This is a genomic window from Parabacteroides sp. AF39-10AC (assembly GCF_003635405.1).
GTDB classification, from domain to species: Bacteria; Bacteroidota; Bacteroidia; order Bacteroidales; family Tannerellaceae; genus Parabacteroides; species Parabacteroides distasonis.
This window is the reverse complement of the sequence record NZ_QTLP01000001.1, coordinates 217,883-241,292: the sequence shown is the minus strand read 5'-3', so window position 1 is coordinate 241,292 and position 23,410 is coordinate 217,883. Positions and strand designations below refer to the sequence as shown.

Below are 23,410 nucleotides of genomic sequence, written 5' to 3'. Positions count from 1 at the left end.
ACTTTTAATACGCAAGATAAACTTTATGCGGGCGCTTGTAAATATTTACTAAGGATGCCCATCAACGCCCCAATATCAATCGGTTTAGCCAAATGATAATTCATGCCCGCTTTGATAGCGTTTGTCACGTCTTCGGAAAAAGCGTTGGCGGTCATGGCTATAATTGGCATATGTGCGATATCCCTTCGTTGGAGGGAACGAATCTGCCGGGTCGCCTCATAACCGTCCATGATAGGCATCTGGATATCCATCAGTATTATCTGGTAAAATCCTTCTTCCGATTGGGAGACTTTATGTACGGCGTCGAGCCCATTTATCGCCGTATCGATAGTGATACCGGTGCTGCCGATGATCTCTACGGCGATCTCACGATTTAACTCGTTATCCTCCACCAGCAAGATGCGCTTGCCGGAATAATCGACGTTTGATAACTTGAATGGGCGGATCGGTTCCGGCTGGTCTCCTTCGTCAAGGAAAGATCTCAATACTTGGAGTAGCTTGGACTTATAGAGAGGCTTGGTGATGAATCCATTGGCCTTAACCTCCTTAGCCTCTGCCTCATATTCCTCAAGATCGTATGCGGAGAGAATGATGATCGGTACGTCCGCTCCCACGAAACGTCTGATTTGCCGGGTTGTTTCAATGCCGTTCATTTGAGGCATCTTCAAGTCAATGATCACGGCGAAATACTCTTTCTCCGCTAAATGATGCTGTCGTACTTTTTCTATAGCTTCTCTACCTGAATATACGCATTCACTGTTTATCCCGATCTCTCGCAAACAGCTAGACGTGTTTAGACAAGCGATCTTATCATCATCTACCACAAGAACCTCTAAACCTTCTACCTCTATCTTATCATCGGGCTTCTGATCCCGGCAAACCAATGGCATGTCGATGGTGAAGCGGGAACCTTTGCCATATTCACTCTCCACCTTGATATCTCCTCCCATCATCTGAATGATCTTATGGCTGATCGACATCCCGAGGCCAGTACCTTGTATCCTCTTGATCTCATCATCGCTCGCACGCTCGAAAGGCTCGAAAATCTTATCCAGAAACTCCGGTTTCATACCTCTTCCGTTATCCTCAAACACGAATTGATAATTTCCGATGCCATTATGAGGGGCCTTCTCGTAGATCTCTATCGTGATTCGCCCATTCTCCGGCGTATACTTAATTGCGTTCGAGAGGATATTCATCAATACCTGCTTGATACGCTGCGTATCGCCTTTTACATTCTCATGCCTCAGGTTCTTGACGTGTATATTTAAAGTTTGTTGTTTGTTTTTGATCTCCGGTTGCATCATAACGACCAAGTCTTGCAAGAGCTCACCCACATTGAACTCATCCTCCGAAAGAATTAACCTGCCACTCTCGATCTTGGACATATCGAGAACCTCATTAATCAGACTCAATAATAATTTAGAGGCTCCATTGATTTTTTCCATACAATCTAGTATTCTTTCATGTTCATCTACATGGGCTTTGGCTATAGTCGCCATTCCCATGATGGCGTTCATGGGTGTACGGATATCGTGGCTCATGCGGGCGAGAAAATCAGATTTGGCTTGGTTGGCTTGTTCCGCCGACTTTAGTGCTTCTTTAAGTTGCTTTGACTGTTTCTCCAGTTTCTTTTGCAACTCCCTCTGTTCGGTAATGTCGGTGATATTGATGTAAACGATAAGATAGATAGGCTCGTCACCTTCCCAGCCAATACATTCCCCGTTCAACTGTAGCCAAGCGTCGTTTCCGTTTTTGTCTTTCGACTGGATAACGAAATGTACAGGTTCCCCTTTTAGCATACAGGAGATATGTGCGTTCATCGTATTACGGCTTGTTTCATCTAAACGGGAGAAAGGACTGAAAGATAAAAAAGAATTTTTATCGATACCAGAGAAGTCCATATATTTATCATTTGCCTCCAGCAATGTAAAACTGCCGTCTTTATGTACTTTATGCTTGGATATGAAGCCGGGGATATTATCATAAGTGATCGTTTGCTCGATCCGCCTTCGCATTACGTCCTCTACATCGGTCATTACCGTATAGGAGATAGGGATGCCGTCTTGTAGTTGGTCGGTAAACGTTGAGGTGATTTTAGTCCATCTTTTTCCTTTTCTCGTTGGCATCTGGATAACGGTTTCGTAACCGCTGGCTTTATTAGCTATCGTCTCGTAAACATTCTTGGATAATATATTCCAAGCTTCATCATAACCTTTAAAATACAAATCGGGTTTATTGTGGAAAAGAGCTTCATATTCTTCTTTGGGGTAACCTATCATATCGTAATAGAAGTCATTTGCCCATAAAAGTGTGAAATGCTCATCCAATAAATGTTTGCTAACGCTAGCTCCCGTAAGCCCCATCAATAAGTTGTATTCTAGATCCGTCTCTCGCCCTTCCATCGTATGTCTTTTTATATTATCCTACAAAAGTAAAAATTATAAAAGGTACCCTTGAAATTCTTCTTTTTGATAATATGTTCCGTTTTTGCTTTCGGCTAGTCGGATGTTTTCTGGTAACAAGAATAGGTATACGATTTACCCCTGTATTCTTGTGGAGTCATGCCTACATTTCGACGGAAGAACTTATTAAAGAACGATAGATTATTAAAACCGAGGTCCATCGCTATGTTCTTGATTTCTCGGTTGGTCCCTTTCAACTGAGCCTTAGCGTCTATGATTATTGTTTGCGTGAGGATCTCTTGAGGAGTCTCTCCGATCGCTTTTTTGATGGATGTCGAGAAATAAGAGAACGTGAGGCCCAACTTCTCGGCATAAAACGATACGTTATGCTCTTTCGTATAGTATCTCAATACCATATTTAGGAACTCTTGATAGATTTGTAACGGACGTGTAAGTTCCTGTTTCTCTAATGGGTAAATTTTACTGTATATTTCTATGATACCTTGACTACACATCATGAAAATGGCCTTTATCATCTCTTTATTGTTCAAGATATCGGGATATACGGCATATTGATAGAGAAGCTCGTAGAAGTTCGTGATCAGGTTGGCCCTGTTTTGGGATATTTTTATAATCGGATACCTGTAAATCATCAGTAGATAACCCATCGTGCTCTTGATAAAATTGGTGTAACACATAAAATCGAAAGAGAACGCTATGAAATAGATCAAGATGTCGGGGGATATCTCATGTATTTGTATGCGACTATTGGGCAATAGCGTTACAACATTGAGTTTCGAAGTGGTCAATTCTGACATATTGATAGTTGAGCGTATTTGCCCTTCCATGCAAAGGATAAAGACCCCAGCTTTTATCTTACAAGGAATATTTATAAACTCCTTGAGTTCGTCGGCGGATATGTATTTACCAACCATAAAGTCCGTAGGTGAATCAAGGCAGAGGAACTGTTTATCCATATTGTAAGATTTTTGACGTCAAATATAAATATTAATTGAAACTCAAATGTTGTAAAAGGAAATATGGAACATATTATCCCAAAAAATAGTTAGCCAAGACTAAATAAGATCCTTTACACCCATAAACTTGAACGGTTGCGCCGGCTTAAAGTCTTGTGCGACCAGTCGCTACCATCCCGTTTGTTCCCGAATAAACTACTCTTGTACACATGATTTTCAACTTTTAATAGGTTATCTTCAAATATTTGATTGATATATCAACAGTTAGAACCTCTTAATGTTCAGTTTACGTTTTCGCGTCAAAGAGTACGGCGGCCTTGAAACCTTTTTCCTGCAATTCCCTTAGGTGAGATTTAGCATAAAGGATACCACTCATACTACTTTTCCGAAGGTGTTTTCTAGATTACCTTGTTCCTCTTTGTTGGGTTTGATAAATGGCGATAAGACTAAATAACATTCCTGATAAGACAAGGTAAGACTTCGTAAGTGAGTGGTAACATAGTTTCTTTTAAGAATACGTTTCTTTTGTATGAACGAAAAATGATAAAAACAAACCGATATGAAACGTACTATTTACTACATGATTTTATGCTTGCTGATGAGTCTCGGTGAGATTATGGCACAAGGTATTTCCGGGAAGGTGATGGATGGCAAGGAACAGCCGGTAGATGGAGTGGCGGTGATTTTACAGACCCTCGACTCTGTATATGTGGATGCCGTGGTTACCGATACGCTTGGGGATTTTCGATTGAATCATCCGCTAGACCAGTCGTATCGACTTATTTTCCAACACATCTTATATAATATGGTAGAGAAAGAGATAACTACCGCCAACGTAGGTACGGTGGTGCTGGAGGAGAAAGATTATCAGTTGGCCGAGATTACCGTAAAGGGAGAACGCCCGCAAGTGAAACTGGAGGGAGGCAAGCTGACGTATGATGTCCCTCAACTGATGAAGGATAAGACTGCCACGAACGCTTTTGAGATCATCAAGGACTTACCGGGGCTTATCGAGCGGAATGATAATCTGGAGCTGGTAGGGGCCAGTCGTTTGAATATAATCTTGAATGGGCAGTTGACGACAATGTCGGCAGATCAATTAATCCAGTTACTGAAAACTATGCCGGCCTCAAGGGTCGAAAAGGCTGAGGTGATGTATAACGCTCCAGCTAAATATAATGTCAAGGGGGCGTTACTCAATGTCGTATTGAGTAAGAATGAGTCCGAGACTCCTTCTTGGCAAGGTGAAACGGGTGTGGATTACACCCAATATCGCCATGCGGGGGGAGATGCGCATGTGAATTTACTTTATACGAATAAGGGCTTTAGCATAGATTTCCTGTTGAATGGTAATAAGAGACGGGATGTGATGGGGGAGGATATGTTGGCCCGCCATACATTAAATAGTGGTATGACGGAAATAAGCCAACATAATCGGGCCCTTGTCCATGTAAATAGAGGAACGGTTCGTCTGGGAATGGATTATACGTTCGCGAATGAGGATAAACTCTCTTTGGCATATTATCTGAAGGGAGATAAAGTCTTATCGGACCGTGATGCCTTTACCTCATATCTGGATCTGTCGAAGCCGGAAAATAAAAGTGAGAGTACGAGCTTGGTCCGTGATGACGGGCACTCCGCTATTCATAATATACGTTTACAATATGACGGACATGCCGGGATATCGGCAGGAGCGGATTTCACCCGTTATCATTCGCCCTCGGTACTTGATTACCAGGATACGAATACGAATGGTTCCCGGACTGATATGATAAATAATACGAGACAGGATGTATCCCGCTGGTCCGTATTCCTAAATAAGACACATAGTTTCGCTTCCGGGTGGGGATTGAATTACGGCGTGCATGGAGGTTACGCCTCGTCGAAAAACTATTCGGAGTATTTATATGAGCAAGGTGCTGGCTATGAGATGGACGAGGAAGCGTTGGAGGATAATACACAAAAGGAATACATCGCTGATATTTTCGCCGAGGTATCGAAAAGCTTCGGAGAGCGTTTCTCTGCTACGGTCGGGCTGAAAGGGGAGTATTTTAAGTCTGACTACGCCTCTAGCCGGGAAAATATGAACCTATGGAATGAGGGGGCGTTGTTTCCCACCGTATCCCTGAGCTATACGTTTTCTCCCCGACATATTTTACAATTCGATATAAGTAGCGATAAGACCTATCCCGGTTATTGGCAAGTCTCCCCGCAAGTAACGCCTCTAAACTCTTACTCGGAGGTGGCGGGAAATCCCTTGTTGAAACCTTATCGCACGTATGAGGGGCAGATGGTCTATATCTTCCGCCAAAAGTATATGCTGGTAGCGTTCTGTGAATACACGCCGGATTATTTCGCCCAACTTCCTTATCAAAGCGATACGGAACTGAAGACCGTTTTTCGTTTCGAGAATATGGATTATAGTCTGGAAGCGGGATTGGCGGTGATCATTCCTTTTAATGTGGGTCGTTTTTGGAATAGCCGCATCACACTGCGAGGTTGGAGGATGCAAGAGAAGAATGATAACTTCCACGGCATCTCATATAACCGTGAGGCTTATCTAGGGTTAGCGCATATGAGTAACACATTTAACCTATGTGATAAACCGAATTTAAAAATGACGATAGACGGCCAATACGTGACTCCCGGTGCCATCCAAGGTATATACGACTTGGGTTCCATGTATGAGATATCCGCTGGATTAAAATGGACTTTCTTGAATGACCGTGCCAGCTTGACACTTAAAGGAGACGATATTTTCGCCAGCAGCATTCCACGTACCATCAAGATAAACCAAGGCAATCAATGGAGCCGGATGAGGAAATTGAATGATGAGAGATGTCTGAAATTATCTTTTGTCTGGAAGTTTGGTGGTTACAAGGAGAAGGAACATGATTCGATAGACACATCCCGTTTCGGAAAATAATAGATGCCTTGTAGTTTCATCCTAATGAACTCTTTGTTTCAATAGGATGAAACTGGATGCTCTTTTAAAGGAAATCCTATATTGCTTTCGTACTCGCTTCTATCTGTTCCATTAGCAGGGTGATATTGCTCATGAATAATTTTACGGATATCGCCAATAAAATGATACCGAAGAATTTACGGATCAAGTAAATACCGCCTTTTCCTAAAACCCTTTCCACCTTCCGTGTCATACGAACCACGAAATATACCCATAGCATATTCAGTATTAACGCCACGATAATATTCACGCTGGCATATTCCGCACGGAGCGATAATAAAGTGGTGAACGATCCCGCTCCGGCTAGCAACGGGAATACCAGCGGCACCAACGTAGCCTCCTTGATTGGCCCTTGATTCTTGAAAATCTCTATGTCGAGAATCATCTCTAAAGATAGGAGGAAGATCACAAAAGCGCCGGCCACGGCAAACGACTCGATGTCCACATGGAAAAGCCTGAGTAATATATCCCCGGCGTAGAAGAACCCTAATAACAATAGAAAAGAGATTAGGGTTGCCTTCAACGCATTGACATCCTTGCCTTTATCCTTTAGGTCTATGATGATGGGAATAGCTCCGATTATATCGATAACAGCGAATAATACGATAAAGGCGCTAAGTATTTGCTGGAAATTGAAATTTGTGAACATGATGTTATCCTCCTGTGTTTTTTTATCCTCGTAAAGATACATATTTTCTTTGAATTGGTCAATATGACGAAATTATTGGTGTGTGTAACTAATTTTAGCAGGCCTGAACTATCAACGTGTCAGAATTGTTCTTATATTAGAAGCAATAATCATTAAATCGAAAGGCCATGGGAGCAAAGAAGAATTTTGTGTTGGACACGAATGTCATATTACATGACTATAAGTGCATCGAGAACTTTCAGGAAAATGATATCTATCTACCCATCGTGGTATTAGAAGAGTTGGACAAGTTCAAGAAGGGGAGTGAGCAGATCAATTATAATGCCCGTGAGTTTGTTCGGGAGCTAGACTTATTGACCAGTAATGACCTGTTCTTGAAAGGCGCCTCACTAGGACCGGGAAAAGGTACACTCTATATCGTGACCGGTGATAAGTACCAGGAGAAAATAGCGCATTCTTTTCCGGATAAAACGCCAGATCACCGTATTTTGTCTTGTGCGTTGACGATCGCCGAGAAGAATCCGAAGATCAAGACAACCTTGGTCAGCAAGGATGTGAACCTTCGTATGAAGGCTCGTTCTTTGGGTATTCCCGTTGAGGATTATATCACGGATAAGGTCGTGAATGTAGATATTTTCGAGCGTGCGCAAGAGACCTATGAGAATATAGACCCCGATTTGATCGACAAGATCTACAGCTCTCCGGAAGGCGTGGACGCAGATTCGTTGGATATCAAGTCTAAGCTCGACCCGAACGAATGCTTTATCTTGAAAAGCGTACGTAATAGTGTATTGGCTCGCTACAATCCGTTTACGGATAAGATCAAGAAGGTGGATAAAGGCACGAACTTTGGTATCCAGCCCCGTAATGCCGAGCAGAGTTTCGCTTTCGAGGTGTTGAACGATCCGAATATCAAGCTGGTGGGGCTGACCGGAAAGGCCGGTACCGGAAAGACGTTGTTGGCGTTGGCCTCTGCCTTGAAACAAGCCGGCACGTATAAACAGATACTTTTGGCCCGTCCGATCGTCGCTTTGGCGAATAAGGATCTCGGTTTCCTTCCGGGTGACGAGAAGCAAAAGGTCGCTCCTTATATGCAACCTCTATTCGATAACCTGAACGTGATCAAGACTCAGTTTGCCCCGGGTAATCCCGATGTTCGTAAGATTGACGATATGCAGAAGAACAATCAGTTGGTGATCGAGGCGTTGGCCTTTATCCGGGGGCGTAGCTTGTCCGAGACTTATTGTATCATCGATGAGGCCCAGAACCTCACGCCGCATGAGATCAAGACGATTATCACCCGTGCGGGAGAGGGAACGAAGATGGTCTTCACGGGAGATATCCAACAGATTGACTCCCCGTATCTAGACGCCCAAAGTAATGGCTTGGCCTATATGATCGACAAGATGAAAGGACAGGACTTGTTCGCCCATATCAACTTGATAAAAGGCGAGCGAAGCGAATTATCTGAGTTAGCGTCAGATCTTTTGTAATTAATATAGGGAATTGAAGATTGAAAATAAACGCTTATGTGAAGCTTGATTTTTAATCTTCAATTCTTAATGATTAGTCATTTACACTCGGGCAGACATAAATCTTCCGGAAACTACCTTTACAGGAAGGGTCTCCCATATCTTTGATCTCATTCAGATGTTGTTTAAGATGGGCGGTTTCGCCGTGCTTTTGTAATTCCCCGTCGTTTTTCCAAGTCTCGGCGATAAAGAATTCGGTGCTATCGGTGAGGGACTGGTACATGCCGTAGTCGATACATCCCGGTTCTAGCAACGTGCTTTCCTTGCATTTCAAGAATGATTCCTTTAAGGCGGAGACACATTCGGGTTTTACTTTCCGTTTGATATTCAGTACGACTTCCATGTATTCTTTATTGCTTCCTCCATTCGTGCAACCGGATAGAGCGATTAATACGCAGGCCATTGAGATAAACACTTTCTTCATGATAGATTGTTTTTAAGTATTTGATACGACAAAAGTAGTGAATTTTTGATCTAAACACAGGAATCGAACATCTGATATTAAATTATTGTTGTTAGTGGAAGTTGGAATGGATATATTTGTGATAATATTAATAGCTATTTATGTTAAATTTAAAACAAGAGTCATGAGAAAGAGTTTGTTGTATGTATTTGCCGTGATTTGCACGATGGGTTTTTTTACGGCATGTGGTGATGATGACGATTCAAGTTCTTCCGGTAACTGGCAAGATCTGTCGAAAACGTACGAGGGTAAGAGCGTTTATCTGGTAATGGGTGAAGTGACAATCCCTGTTGACGGTAAATCGGTCGTGATTGCCGCTTCCTCTGCGGAGAAGGCATCCGTAACCTTGAACAATATCATCCCCGAAAATAAGTCGGTCGCTATCGATGCCGCATTGAAGGAAGCGGACGGCACTTATACGTTTACCGGCGAGAGTACGGTTGGCGATTGCGTGGTATCGGTAAATGGTACGGTGAAAGGGGGCGTAGCTTCTGTTGTTTATACTCGTAAATTAACTTCTTCTATCGTAGGTAATTGGAGCTTGAAAGCGGGTGCGGGAGCTATTTATGCGAATATAGTTACCGGGAATTCTACTATCGATAATCTCGTGCCTATGATAAAACCTGCTATCGGTAACTTGATTTGGGGCAAAGTAAGCGCTGTAAATGTTAACTTACCGGAAGATGGAATCTTCGATGTTTCTTGGAGACCTATAGGGGCTTCTGAGGATAAAGGAATCGGTGAGATCACGAAAATGGCAAGTATCCAATATTGTGTGGTAGACGGGAAATTTATGGTGGCTGTGGATAAAAATTATGTGACAGTCTTGACTACTTTATTACAACAGGCTGCTGGTGACAAATTGGAGGCCGCTGGTATCTCTATTGACGAGATCATGAAGCTTTTGGTTGATTTAGGAGGTTATTATGGTCTACCTCTTAACATGAAGGTGGATGGAAGTGAGGCTACTTTTTATGCGGATAAGGATTTAATCGTACCGGTTTTGACCATGATAGCTCCTATCTTGAAACCGATGGTTCCGGAGAATTATCAGCAAATGGTAGATATGGTATTGCAACTACTTCCGAACGCAAAAACGTTAGAGTTTGGACTTAATTTCACGAAATAATTGAAAATCCTAGGTTGTAGAGACGGGGCACGCCCCGTCTCTACAACTGGATGAAATTTGGCAGAGTTATACCAATATAGGAGTTAATCAATTACCTTGGTGCTTTCTGATATAAGAATATCGCTATAAATGTATAAACTATATTCGGTATCCAGGCCGCTACGGCAGGACTCACATAACCATTAATAGCGAAGGTGGAAGTAACCGTCATAAACAGGATGTAAGAAAAACTCAACGCCAATCCGATACCAATATTCATACCCATACCTCCCTTTATTTTTCGGGAAGACAACGACGCTCCGATAGAAGTCAAGATAAACGCCGCCATAATCGTGGCGAAGCGCTTATGATACTCGATCTGGAAGGTCTGTATATTCCCGATACCTCTTTTTTTCTGCCGGTTGATATACGTATTCAGTTCGGGCGTTGTCATCGTCTCGCAATCATTCACGGAAATCAGGAAGTCCGAGGGCACGATGGTCAAGGTCGTATCCTTACGGGAGCCTTGGGAAATATGTTCCCGCATGCCATCGAAATCACGGATCATATAATCGATAACGGTCCATTGATAAAGCGAGTCGTATTTGATCGACTTGGCGGTCAGGCGGGAGATCAATTTCTTATCCTCGAAATGCTCCAAAGAGAAACGGTATCCCATGTTCGAGCGAGCGTCATAGCTATCGAAATAAGCGATAACACCCGGCTCGATCTCCAATTGGGCGTTCTTTACGTAATCCACCTTCTTGTTACGGATATATTTGTTCTGGAAATCGATACGAGTCTCATTCGCCGGGGGAATGATGTAAGCGTTCAGGATAAACGTCACGATAGCGATAATCGTAGCCGAGACCGCATAAGGAAGCATTAACCTACGGAAACTCATACCGCTGGCAAGCATCGCTATGATCTCCGAACGATCCGCTAGCTTCGACGTGAAAAAGATCACGGCGATAAATGTGAACAACGGACTGAACAAATTGGCGAAATAGGGGATAAAGTTCAAGTAATAATCCACGATGATCGCCTTCAAGGGGACATCCGGATTCAAGAACTTATCGATCTTCTCGTTTATATCGAAAACGACGGAGATAGAGATAATCAAGGCGATAGCGAACACGTACGTGCCCAGAAACTGCTTAATGATATACCAATCGATCCGTTTTAGTTTAAATTTCATCTGTCTCGTTTTTTATAACCGGTTCGCTAATTGACGGACCATACCACTTTTCCATGTAGTAAAATCGCCAGCGATGATGTGTGCCCTCGCTTCTTTCACCAGCCATAGGTAGAAAGCGAGGTTATGGATAGAAGCGATCTGTAAGCCAAGCATTTCTTTCGCCTTGATTAAGTGGTGCAGATAAGCCTTGCTATATAAGGTATCCACGTAGGAATGTCCGTCCGGATCGACCGGCGAGAAATCGTTCTCCCATTTCTTGTTACGCATATTGATAGTACCGAAGCGGGTGAAGAGTTGGCCGTTGCGTCCGTTACGGGTCGGCATGATACAGTCGAACATATCGATGCCCCGTTCGATCCCTTCCAGCAGATTGATCGGGGTACCTACGCCCATCAAGTAACGAGGTTTATCTTTCGGTAAGATATCGTTTACGACCTCGATCATCTCATACATCTTATCGGTAGGCTCACCAACGGCCAGTCCCCCGATAGCGTTTCCATCGGCGCCTTTTCGGGCCACGTTCTCCGCCGCCCTCTGCCGCAAGTCTGTATAGACGCATCCCTGTACGATCGGGAAGAGACTTTGCCGGTAGCCGTATTTCGGCTCCGTGCTGTTGAAGCGGGCGAAACAACGATCCAGCCAACGCTCGGTTAGACCCAGTGATTGCTTGGCGTAATTGTAGTCGGCATCTCCCGGGCAACACTCATCGAAGGCCATGATGATATCCGCACCGATAGAGCGTTCGATATCCATCACCTTCTCCGGCGTGAACATATGCTTGGAGCCGTCGAGATGCGAGCGGAACTCGGCTCCCTCTTCATGCAGCTTACGATTGTCGGAAAGGGAGAATACCTGAAACCCCCCGCTATCGGTCAATATCGGGCGATCCCATGTATTAAACTTATGCAAGCCTCCGGCCTGCTCCAAGATCTGGATACCGGGACGAAGATACAGATGGTACGTATTCCCCAAGATGATTTGTGCTTTGGTATCTTCCTTTAGCTCGGTCATATGTACACCCTTTACCGTACCTTGCGTACCCACGGGCATAAAAATAGGCGTCTCGATTACCCCGTGATCGGTGGTAATCAAGCCCGCCCTAGCGTTCGATTTCGTATCGTTATACTGTAATTCAAATGTCATGTATCAAAAATTTGTGACAAAGGTAGCATTTTTCTCTTAGAATCCGAAGTCATCTATTTCTACCTTTTTCACCTCTTCCTCTTTGGGCTTCTCCACGAACTTGTGTACCTCGTTTGCCTTGATGATGATCGCTCTCATCGGGCGTACGGGACAGATCGATTCGCAGCCGCCACAACCGATGCAAAGATCGGGGTTTACTTGCGGGATGGTAAGCGTGCCCTCGTAAGGAACCATATGCACGGCTTGGGTAGGGCAGTGTTCCGAGCAGGCCCCGCAGTCCGTCCCCTCCGTCTTTACGATACAGCGGTTGATGAAGAAGGTGGCGATGCCCACTTGCGTAGTCGCTTTCTCTTCCTTGGTAAGCGGCTTTATAGCGTGCGTGGGGCAAACCTCCGAGCAGACCGTGCATTCGTAGTTGCAATAACTGTCGATGTAAGCGATACGGGGTTTCAACATATAATCAAAGCCGTACTCCAGTCCCGTGGGACGTAGTACATGACTCGGGCATTGGGTCACGCAAATCTGGCATCCGGTACATACATCCTTGAAACGCTCTAAGCTGATCGCTCCCGGCGGTACGATAGGGGGCCATTTCTTGCCGTGCTTACCTTGCCCGTGCTGCCCTTTGCCATGCCCTTTTTCAATTCCTTGGGCAATGGTGGATACGATCGGGAGGGAGACCGCGACGGTAGCCCCTGCCGAGAGAAATGTACGGCGGCTGTTCGGAGCGGTAGCCTGTTGGATCACGTCCGTTTGTATGCGAGCTGTTTCGGCTTCTTTCTTGAAGGAAGGCTTGAAACGATATTGCAATCCTCCTTTAGCGCACGAGGATACGCAGTTGAAGCAATCTACGCAACGGGAGGTATCTACGGTGAGGTTCTTGCTGTCGATCGCCTCCGCCTTACAAGTATGCTCGCAATTACCACAATGCGTACAGGCTTCTTTGTCAAAGGAGATCCGGAAAAACGAATACCGGGAGATCAGGCTCAACAGCGTTCCTACCGGGCAAAGCGTATTGCAGAACAACCTTCCCCGGAATACGACCATGATGATGAATACGAGTAGCGCAACCAAAGCGGATATCACGCCGAATACCGTCACGTTGCTAATCGTGACGTGATAAAGCGTATAGTTATCCATCCGTGCCAATCCGTCGGCCAGCAGGTTATTGACCCACATGACGACCGGACGGAACAGGTTGTTCGCTATACGGCCGAAGTTACTGTACGGATCTAGCAACGTACATAATTCGATCATCCCGAAAACAGCCAGTACGAATGTAAGCCCGAGAATAGAGTACCGTAAGATATTCATGGGCTTATGATAGCTGAACCTGCGTACTCCTTTCTTTTTCTTCTTTCCGATACAGAAAACCCGGTTGATAATATCTTGCAATACGCCCGCCGGGCAAATAACCGAGCAATAGATCCGGCCGAACAATAAAGCCAATACGAATTGGAAGACTACCAACCCCGCCATTCCCCCTAAAATAGCGGGCATGATCTGGAGATGCAACAACGTGTGCAGGTTGTCCGGCAATACATCGGCGAAATCAACGAAGAATAAAAGTATGGGTACGAAAATGAGGATCGCGAGTACGACCCGCAATCCTTTTAAGTAATTAGGCTTCTTCATCCTCGATTATATCTTAATACGTTTGATCGTGACATTATCCAGATTCGTTGTACCCAGCTTTAAAGCCTCGCCTTTACCGATATGACCTACGGCGGCCATATCCAGCTTCTTCACTTGGTTGAACAGGCGAAGGGCGGCGGTGTCTATAGCGACGATATTGGTGGAGGCGATCAAGGATTTCAAGGTAGCCACATCGGCCGCGCTCTTTCCTTGCGGGCCGTTTTGGTGCATGATGCGATAAGCGTCCACGATGTTCAATACCGGTTTCTTTTGCCAAGTGCAAATATCGGCGATACATTGTTGCAAATCATTTTGATGGAAGAAACGGCGATCCCATACGATTCCCATATAGTTCTTCATGGCGCAAGTCATCTTCGCCCCACCATGGTTCTTCAATACGGGGACGTTGATCCATGCGTCCGCCTCGATCAGGGCCTCATGGATCTTGGCGCTTTTCAGGTTCACGCCACCCGGAATGGATACTTCCTTAAAATATTTCTCATCGTTGGCAGGCATGATGATACCTCCGGCCTCTTTTACGGCCTCGGCGATCCCGCTCGTCTCATAGCATTTCTGCCAGTTATCGCAGGTGTGGTCGAATACGGTCACTTTAGAGGCGCCGGCCTCCAAGCATTTCTTGACCAAGGCTTTCACTAATTTGGGGTTCGTATTACCGGCCAATTCAGGAGAGCGGTCCCAACCGATATTCGGCTTGATTACGATCTTTTGTCCTTTCTTTACGAAGTTTCCGATACCGCCAAGGGCTTCCAAGGCTTTATCTAGCATCACCTCCGGCTCTCCACCCATAACGGCTACCATATCGGGAGCCTTCTCTACGGCTACGGTGTTCGTGGAAAGGGCCGCTTGCAGACCTTCAAAATTTAAGGATAGAGCCGCGCTAGCGATGACACTGGTCTTTAAAAAATCACGACGTTTCATAATTGTATACTATATTGGTTTATACTTGATTTACGGTACGGTCTTTTTTTACTCGCTTGTTATTCCGAACAAAGATAATGATTATTTTGATATGCGAGTCAACTCCTTTTACAAAGTAGAACTGCTTTTTACTGCAACCCGGGTTGCAGTGATCTTGCGTAATAAGATAAATTCTTGTCGGAAGGCATATCGGTTCTGATAATATTTTTCTACCTTGCGAGGCAAAAAACAGATTGTATGGTTTTATATTGTAGAGTATCATTGAACGCTTTTGTCGAAAGCTTTCGGACTACCTCGGGGCCTGATTCCTTTTTCACGCTTCCGGCGAAGGGGTTGATGCATATCGTGCCGCAAGAGGAGATCGAGTATGGGCTTTCCTTGCTTAGGGAGTCTATCGGCTTGTATGAGGAACGCAAAGGGATACCTGTGGAAAAGAGCAAGAAGGCGATGCCCTTTTTCAGACAGGACAGCCGGATGCTGGTGGGGCCGGAGATAGGCATGTACGTGATCCCTTTGTATGAGAAACCCGGTGAGCCGGCCCGCTCTGCCGAGCCTTCTCTGGTCCTTGAGCTGGACTATCAGTCGTTGGGCGAGCTTTGCCTGTTCGAGAATTATTCCCTGTTGTCCTGCAAGTATGAGAAGGAGCCTATCTTGAACCATTTTACGGCACAATTGGAAAAGGAATACGATACCTTCTTTTTTGATGAGGAGCACACGGGCTTTACGCCTGATTCCCGCTTTTTCTCGATGCTGTGTAACGCCTGTCTGGAGGTGAAGCAGCCTTCCTCGGTGGGGGATAAGGAATGGCGGTTGGCCTCGCTGCAAGCTACGGACGAGGTGCTCTATCGTTATGAGCATGGAAACTTGATCCCATACGTTCCGGTATCGATGCCGGTAGACTGCCTGAAACGGGTTTATCTGGAAGATTTCCGGCGGCAGCCCTTATTATTCGGGACTTTGAACGGTTTCTTGAAAAGCAAGGGACTTCCCGCCGAACAATTACTAAACTTATCATAATGAAGACAGTATCAAATCAAGAACTAACGATCCGTGTCTCCGAACATGGAGCGGAGTTGAGTAGTATCGTGGCGAACGCTACGGGAAAGGAGTATCTCTGGCAAGCGGACCCCGCTTTCTGGAAACGTCATTCCCCGGTATTGTTCCCGATCGTCGGGAGCGTATGGAAGGCCGAGTATCGGAACGAGGGAACCGTGTATCCGCTGTCGCAGCACGGCTTTGCACGGGATATGGATTTTACGTTGATCGATGAGGCGGAGAACGAGTTGCGTTTCGCACTGGAAAGTACCCCGGACACGCTGAGAGCCTATCCGTTCCCTTTCCTTCTGGAGATCGGGTATCGTTTGGAGGGCAATAAGGTGGAGGTGCTTTGGCGTGTGAAGAATACGGGAGATAAGACGATGCATTTCCAGATCGGCGCTCATCCGGCTTTCCTGTACCCGAATTATGAGGTGGATCAACCGGATCGGGGGTATTTCGCTTTCGATGTGAAAAAAGAGCTCGTATACCGTGCGCTGGTGGAGAAAGGGTGCGTAGGGGACGTGGTTCGTCCGGTACCTTTGGATGCGGACGGGTTGCTGCCGTTGAATATCCATACGTTCGATATCGATACGTTTATCTTGGAGGACAGCCAGATTAAGCGGGTGGACTTATTGGATGTGGAGAAACATCCGTACCTTTCGCTAACCTTTACGGCTCCGGTGGTAGGCTTATGGTCTCCGCCTACGAGAAACGCTCCGTTTGTCTGTATCGAACCTTGGTATGGGCGTTGCGACCGGGTGGATTATACGGGTGAGTATAAAGACCGGGATTGGGTATGGCATTTGGAACCGGGAGAGGTCTTCGATGCCTCCTATACGATAGAGATAGCGGGGGCTTGATCGCTTCGTTGATATTTGCCGTAGGCAGACGACGCTGATTATATCGTGATCGTCTGCCTATGTTTTGTTTTAGATGTTGGCTATTTTATTCAATAGCTCCATCTTTCCGAATAAGATCAGCAGATCATCCGTCTCGATCATCAATTCCTCGGTGATACGGCTGATAACCTTGTATTCTGTCTGTGTGAGCCCGATCAGGTTCTTTTTCTCGTAAGGACGTTCGATCGCTACCAGATGGATGCCGAAATTCTCCTCGAAATCGATGTTCTTGATGGTTTGCCCGACAAGAGTGGCCGGTGTCTTGATCTTATAGAGATGTTCCGTGTCGGTTACTTTATACCAATGCCGGAACAGGCCGCCTAAAGAGGCTTGGGAGGTGTACATCGTAGAGAAATCCTTTTCCGGGGTAATAATCTCGCTTACCCCGATCGCACGGATCACCGTCTCATGGATCGAGGAGATCGCCCGCACGATCAGTTTGCCCGCATCCAGACTTTTCAATAAAGCGACGGTCTGAACGGAAGTCCCGAAATCCTTACCGAATGTTACGATAATGGCATCCATCTCACTCAATGGCAGGGTGCTCAATGCCTCTTTGTCCGTAGAGTCCAAGGCGACCGCCCCCGCTATGTCGTTCTTCAGCATATCGACACGATGCAGATCCATGTCTACGCCGATCACCTCATTGCCGACACGTGTCAAGTCTTTCGCTATCGCACGTCCTAAATTCCCTAATCCGATTACTAAATATTTCATGCTATCTTATTTTTACATTAATATATTTTCTTGTGGATATGTGTAGTTCTTTTTCGTGTATTCCTTGCAGAAACTTACGAGGAAGGCCAATACCCCGATACGTCCGACCAGCATCGTGCTGATAATGATGATTTTCCCGATAGGGGTGAGGTGAGGGGTATAATCGATGCTCAAGCCTACGGTACTCAAGGCGGAAACAACCTCGAACAATAGGGAGAACAGCGGCGCCCCTTTTTCCGTATAGGATAATACCCACGTAGCGATCGCCACCCACATGAAGTACATCATGATGATAGCGAATGCCCGGCGGATGGCGAATGGGGCGATCTCCCGTTTTCTCACTTCCACTTTATCTTTCTCACGTGCGGCGTTCAAGGTCGTAACCAGAGCTACGAAAACGGTGGTCACTTTCAATCCGCCGCCGGTGGACATAGGGGCGGCTCCGATTACCATAAGGATCAACGTCAGCATTAAGGTCGGAGGGGCCAATGTAGCCATATCCGCTACGTTGAATCCTGCCGTTCTAGGCGTGACGGCGCCTAAGAACGCATTTGCCAGTTTCCCCCGCAGGGGAAGGTCGCCCAAGGTATTGTCATACTCGAAAAAGAGGTAGAAAGCCGTTCCGGTAATTAACAGGATCAAGGTAGATATAACAACAATGTACGTATGTACATTAATAATACGGGGCGTATGGATATAATGCTTTTGCTTACCGATCAATATCTTGATACCATTCATCAGCAAGTGATGCAAGAGTTTCAGGTAATTGAAGACGATCGGGAAGCCCAAGCCTCCGAATATAATCAGCATGGCTATCCAGAAATGGAGGTTGTACTTATCCGCCACTAACGGATCGTACATATTGCCGCTCAAGGTAGAGATCCCTGCGTTACAAAAAGCGGACACGGCATGAAACATTGCGTAGAATAATTCCTGCTGCGTACCTCCCGGCAGGCTTCCCCGTACGTCCATATAAATAAAATAGGCGCCGATCCCCTCGATAAACAAGGTCACGAAAAGAATGTTTAAGATGACCCGGAACAACCCTCCCGTCCGATCCTCGTTCAACATATCTTTCAGCATCATCTTGCTCGTAAAAGAGGATTTTCCCATGAAGGAGAGGGCGAAGAAAGAGGTAAATGTCATGACCCCGATACCGCCGATCTGTATTAAAATCATGATGATAATATGCCCGATATGCGTGAAACTAGTGGCTACGTCGACGGTGGTTAGTCCGGTTACGCATACCGAGGTCGTGGAGATAAACAAAGCGTCGATAAACGGAATCCGGTGCGTAGTGGCGTTCGGCAACGATAGCAACCCGGCCCCGACCAATATCACGAACACGAAACTGAGCAAGAAAAGCAACGAGGGCTTGATCCGTGTCTGCATCAGCGTGAACGTCTGCCGGGATAAGTGAATCGTGCTAAGCAGCAATAATAAGACATATACGAAGAGAGGTTTCGTAAGGAAAGACAAATAAGGCAAAGAGTGCGCTATGGCATCCTTGAAAAATATCTTGCTGGATAATACGGCGAATAAAAGGAAATAGATGCTGATATCGAGATACAACATTTTCTCCTGTATGATTTCTTGGAACCTCACCACGTACCGGAGTGTTATGCCCGTGAAAAAAGCTAGCAGGATGAATGGGCGGGAGCGCTCTAGGATATGGACGGAATCGGGTGTCTGTACAAAGCCGAATTGGTAGATCAATACGAAGAAAGAGGCTAAGGAGGCGAGTAGGATAATCGCTTCCGCTATCCCGTTCAATAATCCCTTCATTTTACCCCAATAAATCAGCCAAGAGAAGTATATGTTTTTTAGATTCATGTCCGATGTTTTATAAATATAACAAATGTAGGAAATAAAAGTTAGAGGTACGTGAAAGCGCCTTCATTATTTGTTCTCATACTAATTGTTTTACTTACATTATGTGTTGTATAGCATATTGTATGATGTACGATACTGAAATATCAGAAAAATAATCAATTAGGAGATGCAAAAAAGACCTTTTGTAATTGCTTTGTTTAGAAAAATACTTATATTTGCGCAAATCTAATTACTGATATCATGGATACACAAAACGAGAATAGAGAGATGCTGTCCCCTTATGTTTCCGTAGACTGTGTTCTTCTCGGCATCAATGATGACAAGCTCACCGTGCTGTTGGCGGAGCGAAAAAGTGAGGAAGGCGAGTTGATTGGCTATAAATTACCCGGCAGCTTGATCTATGAGAACGAGGATTTAGATGACGCCGCCTATCGGATACTGAATGATTCGACCGGCTTGAAGCGTGTCCAATTGAAACAATTCCGTTGTTTCGGTTCCCCCGCCCGTACCTCGAACCGGTTGGACGTGATGTGGCTGGAGGCGACTTCCAAGGTGAAGATCGGACGGTTGATCACGGTCGCTTATCTCGCCTTGTGCAAGAATAGCAGGAAGACGTGTCCGGCCGATAAATCCGAGTCGATCCGTTGGTGCCCTATCGACGAGCTTCCTCGCTTGCCATTCGATCATAAAGAGATTATCGAGGCTGCCATACAGGAGATCCGTAATTGGGTAGAGAAGGAGCCCGCCATCATTTTCGACTATATGCCGATGAAGTTCACGGCGTTCCAGCTTAGGCGCACGTACGAGGTGATCTATAACCGTGAGATGGACGTGCGCAATTTTCATAAGAAGATGAATTCCTTGGATTACGTGGTGCCCACGGACGATATGCAAGATGGGGTCGCCCATCGTGCCGCCCGGTATTATCGGTTTGATAAGGTGAAATATAATCAACAACGTTCGAAGTTTAATAAGATATAAAACCATACGATTATGTGTCTGTTAGGATGTGATATTGGAAGTTCTTCCATCAAGGTCTCTATCGTCGATGAGGAGACCGGGTTAACAATAGGTGCGGATTTTTATCCCAAAGAAGAGGCCCCGATCAAGGCGTTGCGTCCGGGGTGGGCGGAGCAAAATCCGGAGGATTGGTGGTCGTACGTGAAGATCGCTATGAAAGGTGCCATGAGCAAGGCGAAGGTGAAAGGCGAGGATATCAAGGCGATCGGTATCTCGTACCAGATGCATGGCTTGGTGGTGGTGGACAAGAAGATGGAGGTGCTTCGTCCATCTATTATCTGGTGCGATAGCCGTGCCGTTCCTTATGGTGAGCGTGCGTTTAAGAATATAGGCGAGAAGCGATGCCTTTCCCACCTATTGAACTCGCCGGGTAATTTTACCGCTTCTAAGCTGGCTTGGATCAAGGAGTACGAGCCGGATATCTACGACCGTATCCATAAGATCATGTTGCCGGGAGATTTCATCGCTATGCGTCTGACGGGGGATATCGTGACTACGGTTTCCGGTTTGTCGGAGGGGATTTTCTGGGACTTCAAGAATAATGCCTTATCGGAGGATTTGATGAATTATTATGGATTCAGTAAGGATCTGATCGCCGATATCCGTCCGACGTTCGGTTTGCAGGGCGAGGTTACCGCCTCGGTCGCGGCCGAGTTGGGACTGAAGAAAGGTACGCCGGTTACCTATCGTGCGGGTGACCAACCGAATAACGCTTTATCATTGAATGTATTGAATCCGGGTGAGATAGCGGCTACCGGCGGGACTTCCGGAGTGGTGTATGGTGTGAACGGCAAGGTGAATTACGATACGCTTTCCCGTGTGAATACGTTCGCCCACGTGAACCATACGACGGAGCAGACCCGCTTGGGTGTCTTGTTGTGCATCAACGGGGTCGGTATCCTTAATTCTTGGATCAAACGGAATATAGCGCCGGAAGGCATCAACTATAATGAGTTGAATGATTTGGCGGCTACGGTTCCCATCGGCTGCGATGGTCTTTCGATCTTGCCGTTCGGAAACGGGGCGGAGCGTATGTTGCAGAATAAGCAGATCGATTGCTCGGTGCATGGATTGAACTTCAACATACATACCAAGGCCCATATGGCTAGGGCGGCGCAAGAAGGTATCGTGTTCGCCTTTAAATACGGTATGGATATCATGAATGAGATGGGGATCGATATTCAGGTAATCCGTGCGGGGAACGCGAACTTGTTCTTAAGCCCGATCTTCCGGGATGCCTTGGCGGGCGTGACGGGTACGGTGATCGAACTGTATGATACGAATGGCGCGGTAGGCGCGGCCAAGGGTGCCGGTATTGGTGCCGGTATCTACAAGAATGCGGAAGAAGCGTTCGCTTCCTTGAAGAAGATCAACGTGATCGAGCCGGACGGTTTCAAGGCGAATGCTTATTGCGGGGCGTTCGAGACGTGGAAAGAACGCTTGGAACAATCTATTTAACGGCTGAATTATTTACATTTTTAATATATATTATTATGAGTTACTTTAAAGGAGAGAAAGAATTTTTCCCGGGAATCGGACAGATTCAGTTTGAGGGACGTGAGTCAAAAAATCCGTTGGCATTTCATTATTATGACGCGGATAAGGTAGTTATGGGTAAAACACTAAAGGATCATTTGCGCTTCGCTATGGCTTATTGGCATACCTTATGTGCTGAGGGAGGTGATCAGTTTGGTGGTGGAACAAAATCATTCCCTTGGAATGACAGCACGGACGCTATCACCCGTGCGAAGTACAAGATGGACGCCGCTTTCGAGTTTATGACCAAATGTAATATTCCTTACTATTGCTTCCACGACGTGGACGTGGTGGACGAGGCTCCTACGCTGGGCGAGTTCGAGAAACGTTTGCAGACGATGGTGGAACATGCCAAGGAGCATCAAGCCGCTACCGGAAAGAAGCTTCTATGGTCTACCGCGAACGTCTTCAGCAATAAGCGTTATATGAACGGCGCCGCTACGAACCCTTATTTCCCGACCGTGGCATGCGCTGGCACGCAGATCAAGAACGCTATCGACGCTTGTATCGCTTTAGGGGGCGAGAACTATGTATTCTGGGGCGGCCGTGAGGGTTATATGAGCCTATTGAACACGAACATGAAACGAGAGAAGGATCATTTAGCCATGATGTTGACGATGGCCCGTGATTATGGCCGTAAGAACGGTTTCAAGGGTACGTTCCTGATCGAGCCGAAACCGATGGAACCGACGAAACATCAATATGACGTGGATTCGGAGACCGTGATCGGTTTCCTTCGCCATTATGGATTGGACAAGGATTTCGCCTTGAATATCGAGGTGAACCACGCTACCTTGGCCGGACATACATTCGAGCATGAGTTGCAAGCCGCCGCCGACGCCGGCATGTTGTGCAGTATCGACGCGAACCGTGGCGATTACCAGAATGGTTGGGATACGGATCAATTCCCGATGGATATCTATGAGCTGGCACAGGCTTGGCTGGTTATCCTTGAGGGAGGTGGCCTAACTACCGGAGGTACGAACTTCGACGCCAAGACCCGCCGTAATTCTACGGACTTGGAGGACATCTTCATCGCTCATATCGGTGGTATGGACGCTTTCGCCCGTGCCTTGATGATCGCCGCCGATATCCTTGAGAACTCAGACTACCGCAAGATGCGTGCCGAGCGTTACGCTAGTTTCGATGCCGGCGAGGGCAAGGCATTCGAGGATGGCAAGCTTACGCTGGAAGATCTTCGTACGATCGCTTTGCGTGACGGCGAGCCGAAACAGATCAGCGGTAAGCAGGAATTATACGAGATGATTGTAAATCTGCATATCTAAATAATTGAAGATCGAGAATTGGGAATTGAAAATTATCGTGCGTAAGCCCTAGTTTTCAGCTCTCAAT

At 46.0% G+C, this 23,410-nt stretch carries 18 protein-coding genes and 1 pseudogene; 8 read left to right on the top strand and 11 right to left on the bottom strand.

What is annotated here, in order from left to right; genetic code table 11:
* Positions 1-23: 23 nt before the first annotated feature.
* The 3 genes and pseudogenes from DW033_RS01025 to DW033_RS25265 all read right to left on the bottom strand — a co-directional run.
* Entirely contained in the window at positions 24-2,405 is a 2,382-nt protein-coding gene (locus DW033_RS01025) for a response regulator (protein WP_121960740.1), read from the bottom strand.
* 95 nt (positions 2,406-2,500) lie between these two features.
* Positions 2,501-3,382, bottom strand: coding sequence for an AraC family transcriptional regulator (locus tag DW033_RS01020; protein WP_005862871.1), 882 nt, complete (start codon positions 3,380-3,382; stop codon positions 2,501-2,503).
* A 295-nt stretch (positions 3,383-3,677) separates the two neighbouring features.
* Positions 3,678-3,758: pseudogene (locus DW033_RS25265) on the bottom strand (cysteine hydrolase); the annotation flags it as partial.
* Positions 3,759-3,941: 183 nt separating this feature from the next.
* Here DW033_RS25265 and DW033_RS01010 point away from each other — a divergent pair.
* The gene (locus DW033_RS01010) at positions 3,942-6,308 is read left to right on the top strand and encodes an outer membrane beta-barrel family protein (protein WP_048928251.1); all 2,367 of its coding nucleotides are present in this window, start codon (positions 3,942-3,944) and stop codon (positions 6,306-6,308) included.
* A 76-nt stretch (positions 6,309-6,384) separates the two neighbouring features.
* On the opposite strand, the gene DW033_RS01005 is transcribed toward DW033_RS01010, so the two are convergent.
* Positions 6,385-6,996 carry a MarC family protein gene (locus tag DW033_RS01005; protein ID WP_005857556.1) on the bottom strand — a complete coding sequence of 204 codons (612 nt, stop codon included), beginning with the start codon at positions 6,994-6,996 and terminating at the stop codon, positions 6,385-6,387.
* A 167-nt stretch (positions 6,997-7,163) separates the two neighbouring features.
* Between DW033_RS01005 and DW033_RS01000 the strand changes: the two genes are divergently transcribed.
* Positions 7,164-8,489 carry a PhoH family protein gene (locus DW033_RS01000; protein ID WP_005857480.1) on the top strand — a complete coding sequence of 442 codons (1,326 nt, stop codon included), beginning with the start codon at positions 7,164-7,166 and terminating at the stop codon, positions 8,487-8,489.
* Between the two features lie 73 nt (positions 8,490-8,562).
* Here DW033_RS01000 and DW033_RS00995 read toward each other — a convergent pair whose 3' ends face one another.
* A complete protein-coding gene (locus DW033_RS00995) occupies positions 8,563-8,952 on the bottom strand; it encodes a putative quinol monooxygenase (RefSeq protein WP_048928253.1) in 390 nt (129 codons plus the stop codon).
* Positions 8,953-9,115: 163 nt separating this feature from the next.
* On the opposite strand from DW033_RS00995, the gene DW033_RS00990 reads away from it, so the two are divergent.
* Entirely contained in the window at positions 9,116-10,120 is a 1,005-nt protein-coding gene (locus DW033_RS00990) for a DUF4925 domain-containing protein (RefSeq protein ID WP_122297265.1), read from the top strand.
* Positions 10,121-10,211: 91 nt separating this feature from the next.
* Here the strand turns inward: DW033_RS00990 and DW033_RS00985 are convergent, their stop codons facing one another.
* Genes DW033_RS00985 through DW033_RS00970 form a run of 4 tightly spaced genes read right to left on the bottom strand, consistent with a single transcriptional unit; the run spans position 10,212 to position 15,014 of the window.
* Positions 10,212-11,297 carry an LptF/LptG family permease gene (locus DW033_RS00985; protein ID WP_005857475.1) on the bottom strand — a complete coding sequence of 362 codons (1,086 nt, stop codon included), beginning with the start codon at positions 11,295-11,297 and terminating at the stop codon, positions 10,212-10,214.
* Between the two features lie 12 nt (positions 11,298-11,309).
* On the bottom strand, positions 11,310-12,440 hold the full coding sequence (gene tgt / locus DW033_RS00980; protein ID WP_005857473.1) for a tRNA guanosine(34) transglycosylase Tgt: 1,131 nt from the start codon (positions 12,438-12,440) through the stop codon (positions 11,310-11,312).
* A gap of 36 nt (positions 12,441-12,476) precedes the next feature.
* Positions 12,477-14,075: a 4Fe-4S dicluster domain-containing protein gene (locus DW033_RS00975; RefSeq protein ID WP_048928407.1), complete on the bottom strand. Its 1,599-nt coding sequence runs from the start codon at positions 14,073-14,075 to the stop codon at positions 12,477-12,479.
* A gap of 6 nt (positions 14,076-14,081) precedes the next feature.
* Positions 14,082-15,014, bottom strand: coding sequence for a DUF362 domain-containing protein (locus DW033_RS00970; protein WP_005862822.1), 933 nt, complete (start codon positions 15,012-15,014; stop codon positions 14,082-14,084).
* Positions 15,015-15,251: 237 nt separating this feature from the next.
* Between DW033_RS00970 and DW033_RS00965 the strand changes: the two genes are divergently transcribed.
* A complete protein-coding gene (locus DW033_RS00965) occupies positions 15,252-16,031 on the top strand; it encodes a hypothetical protein (protein WP_048928408.1) in 780 nt (259 codons plus the stop codon).
* The gene (locus DW033_RS00960) at positions 16,031-16,912 is read left to right on the top strand and encodes an aldose 1-epimerase family protein (protein ID WP_048928409.1); all 882 of its coding nucleotides are present in this window, start codon (positions 16,031-16,033) and stop codon (positions 16,910-16,912) included. Before DW033_RS00965 ends, DW033_RS00960 begins: the two co-directional genes overlap by 1 nt.
* A gap of 69 nt (positions 16,913-16,981) precedes the next feature.
* Here DW033_RS00960 and DW033_RS00955 read toward each other — a convergent pair whose 3' ends face one another.
* Positions 16,982-17,668 carry a TrkA family potassium uptake protein gene (locus DW033_RS00955; protein WP_122369387.1) on the bottom strand — a complete coding sequence of 229 codons (687 nt, stop codon included), beginning with the start codon at positions 17,666-17,668 and terminating at the stop codon, positions 16,982-16,984.
* A 12-nt stretch (positions 17,669-17,680) separates the two neighbouring features.
* A complete protein-coding gene (locus tag DW033_RS00950; RefSeq protein ID WP_048928411.1) occupies positions 17,681-19,501 on the bottom strand; it encodes a TrkH family potassium uptake protein in 1,821 nt (606 codons plus the stop codon).
* A gap of 240 nt (positions 19,502-19,741) precedes the next feature.
* Here DW033_RS00950 and DW033_RS00945 point away from each other — a divergent pair, with 240 nt between their 5' ends.
* Genes DW033_RS00945 through xylA form a run of 3 tightly spaced genes read left to right on the top strand, consistent with a single transcriptional unit; the run spans position 19,742 to position 23,343 of the window.
* Positions 19,742-20,482 (top strand): NUDIX domain-containing protein, encoded by a 741-nt coding sequence (locus DW033_RS00945; protein WP_048928412.1) that lies wholly within the window; start codon positions 19,742-19,744, stop codon positions 20,480-20,482.
* 12 nt (positions 20,483-20,494) lie between these two features.
* A complete protein-coding gene (locus tag DW033_RS00940; RefSeq protein WP_005862812.1) occupies positions 20,495-21,979 on the top strand; it encodes a xylulokinase in 1,485 nt (494 codons plus the stop codon).
* Positions 21,980-22,014: 35 nt separating this feature from the next.
* Positions 22,015-23,343, top strand: a complete 1,329-nt coding sequence (gene xylA, locus DW033_RS00935; RefSeq protein ID WP_121956782.1) for a xylose isomerase — start codon at positions 22,015-22,017, stop codon at positions 23,341-23,343.
* Positions 23,344-23,410: the final 67 nt, after the last annotated feature.

Excerpts from the sequence above, each read along its gene's own strand:
- DW033_RS01000 (WP_005857480.1), top strand. The coding sequence starts at position 7,164 with ATGGGAGCAAAGAAGAATTTTGTGTTGGACACGAATGTCATATTACAT.
- tgt (WP_005857473.1), bottom strand. The coding sequence starts at position 12,440 with ATGACATTTGAATTACAGTATAACGATACGAAATCGAACGCTAGGGCG.
- DW033_RS00950 (WP_048928411.1), bottom strand. The coding sequence starts at position 19,501 with ATGAATCTAAAAAACATATACTTCTCTTGGCTGATTTATTGGGGTAAA.
- DW033_RS00975 (WP_048928407.1), bottom strand. The coding sequence starts at position 14,075 with ATGAAGAAGCCTAATTACTTAAAAGGATTGCGGGTCGTACTCGCGATC.
- DW033_RS00990 (WP_122297265.1), top strand. The coding sequence starts at position 9,116 with ATGAGAAAGAGTTTGTTGTATGTATTTGCCGTGATTTGCACGATGGGT.
- DW033_RS00985 (WP_005857475.1), bottom strand. The coding sequence starts at position 11,297 with ATGAAATTTAAACTAAAACGGATCGATTGGTATATCATTAAGCAGTTT.
- DW033_RS00940 (WP_005862812.1), top strand. The coding sequence starts at position 20,495 with ATGTGTCTGTTAGGATGTGATATTGGAAGTTCTTCCATCAAGGTCTCT.
- DW033_RS00960 (WP_048928409.1), top strand. The coding sequence starts at position 16,031 with ATGAAGACAGTATCAAATCAAGAACTAACGATCCGTGTCTCCGAACAT.
- DW033_RS00955 (WP_122369387.1), bottom strand. The coding sequence starts at position 17,668 with ATGAAATATTTAGTAATCGGATTAGGGAATTTAGGACGTGCGATAGCG.
- DW033_RS01010 (WP_048928251.1), top strand. The coding sequence starts at position 3,942 with ATGAAACGTACTATTTACTACATGATTTTATGCTTGCTGATGAGTCTC.
- DW033_RS00995 (WP_048928253.1), bottom strand. The coding sequence starts at position 8,952 with ATGAAGAAAGTGTTTATCTCAATGGCCTGCGTATTAATCGCTCTATCC.
- DW033_RS00945 (WP_048928412.1), top strand. The coding sequence starts at position 19,742 with ATGGATACACAAAACGAGAATAGAGAGATGCTGTCCCCTTATGTTTCC.
- DW033_RS01025 (WP_121960740.1), bottom strand. The coding sequence starts at position 2,405 with ATGGAAGGGCGAGAGACGGATCTAGAATACAACTTATTGATGGGGCTT.
- DW033_RS00965 (WP_048928408.1), top strand. The coding sequence starts at position 15,252 with ATGGTTTTATATTGTAGAGTATCATTGAACGCTTTTGTCGAAAGCTTT.
- DW033_RS00970 (WP_005862822.1), bottom strand. The coding sequence starts at position 15,014 with ATGAAACGTCGTGATTTTTTAAAGACCAGTGTCATCGCTAGCGCGGCT.
- DW033_RS01020 (WP_005862871.1), bottom strand. The coding sequence starts at position 3,382 with ATGGATAAACAGTTCCTCTGCCTTGATTCACCTACGGACTTTATGGTT.
- xylA (WP_121956782.1), top strand. The coding sequence starts at position 22,015 with ATGAGTTACTTTAAAGGAGAGAAAGAATTTTTCCCGGGAATCGGACAG.
- DW033_RS01005 (WP_005857556.1), bottom strand. The coding sequence starts at position 6,996 with ATGTTCACAAATTTCAATTTCCAGCAAATACTTAGCGCCTTTATCGTA.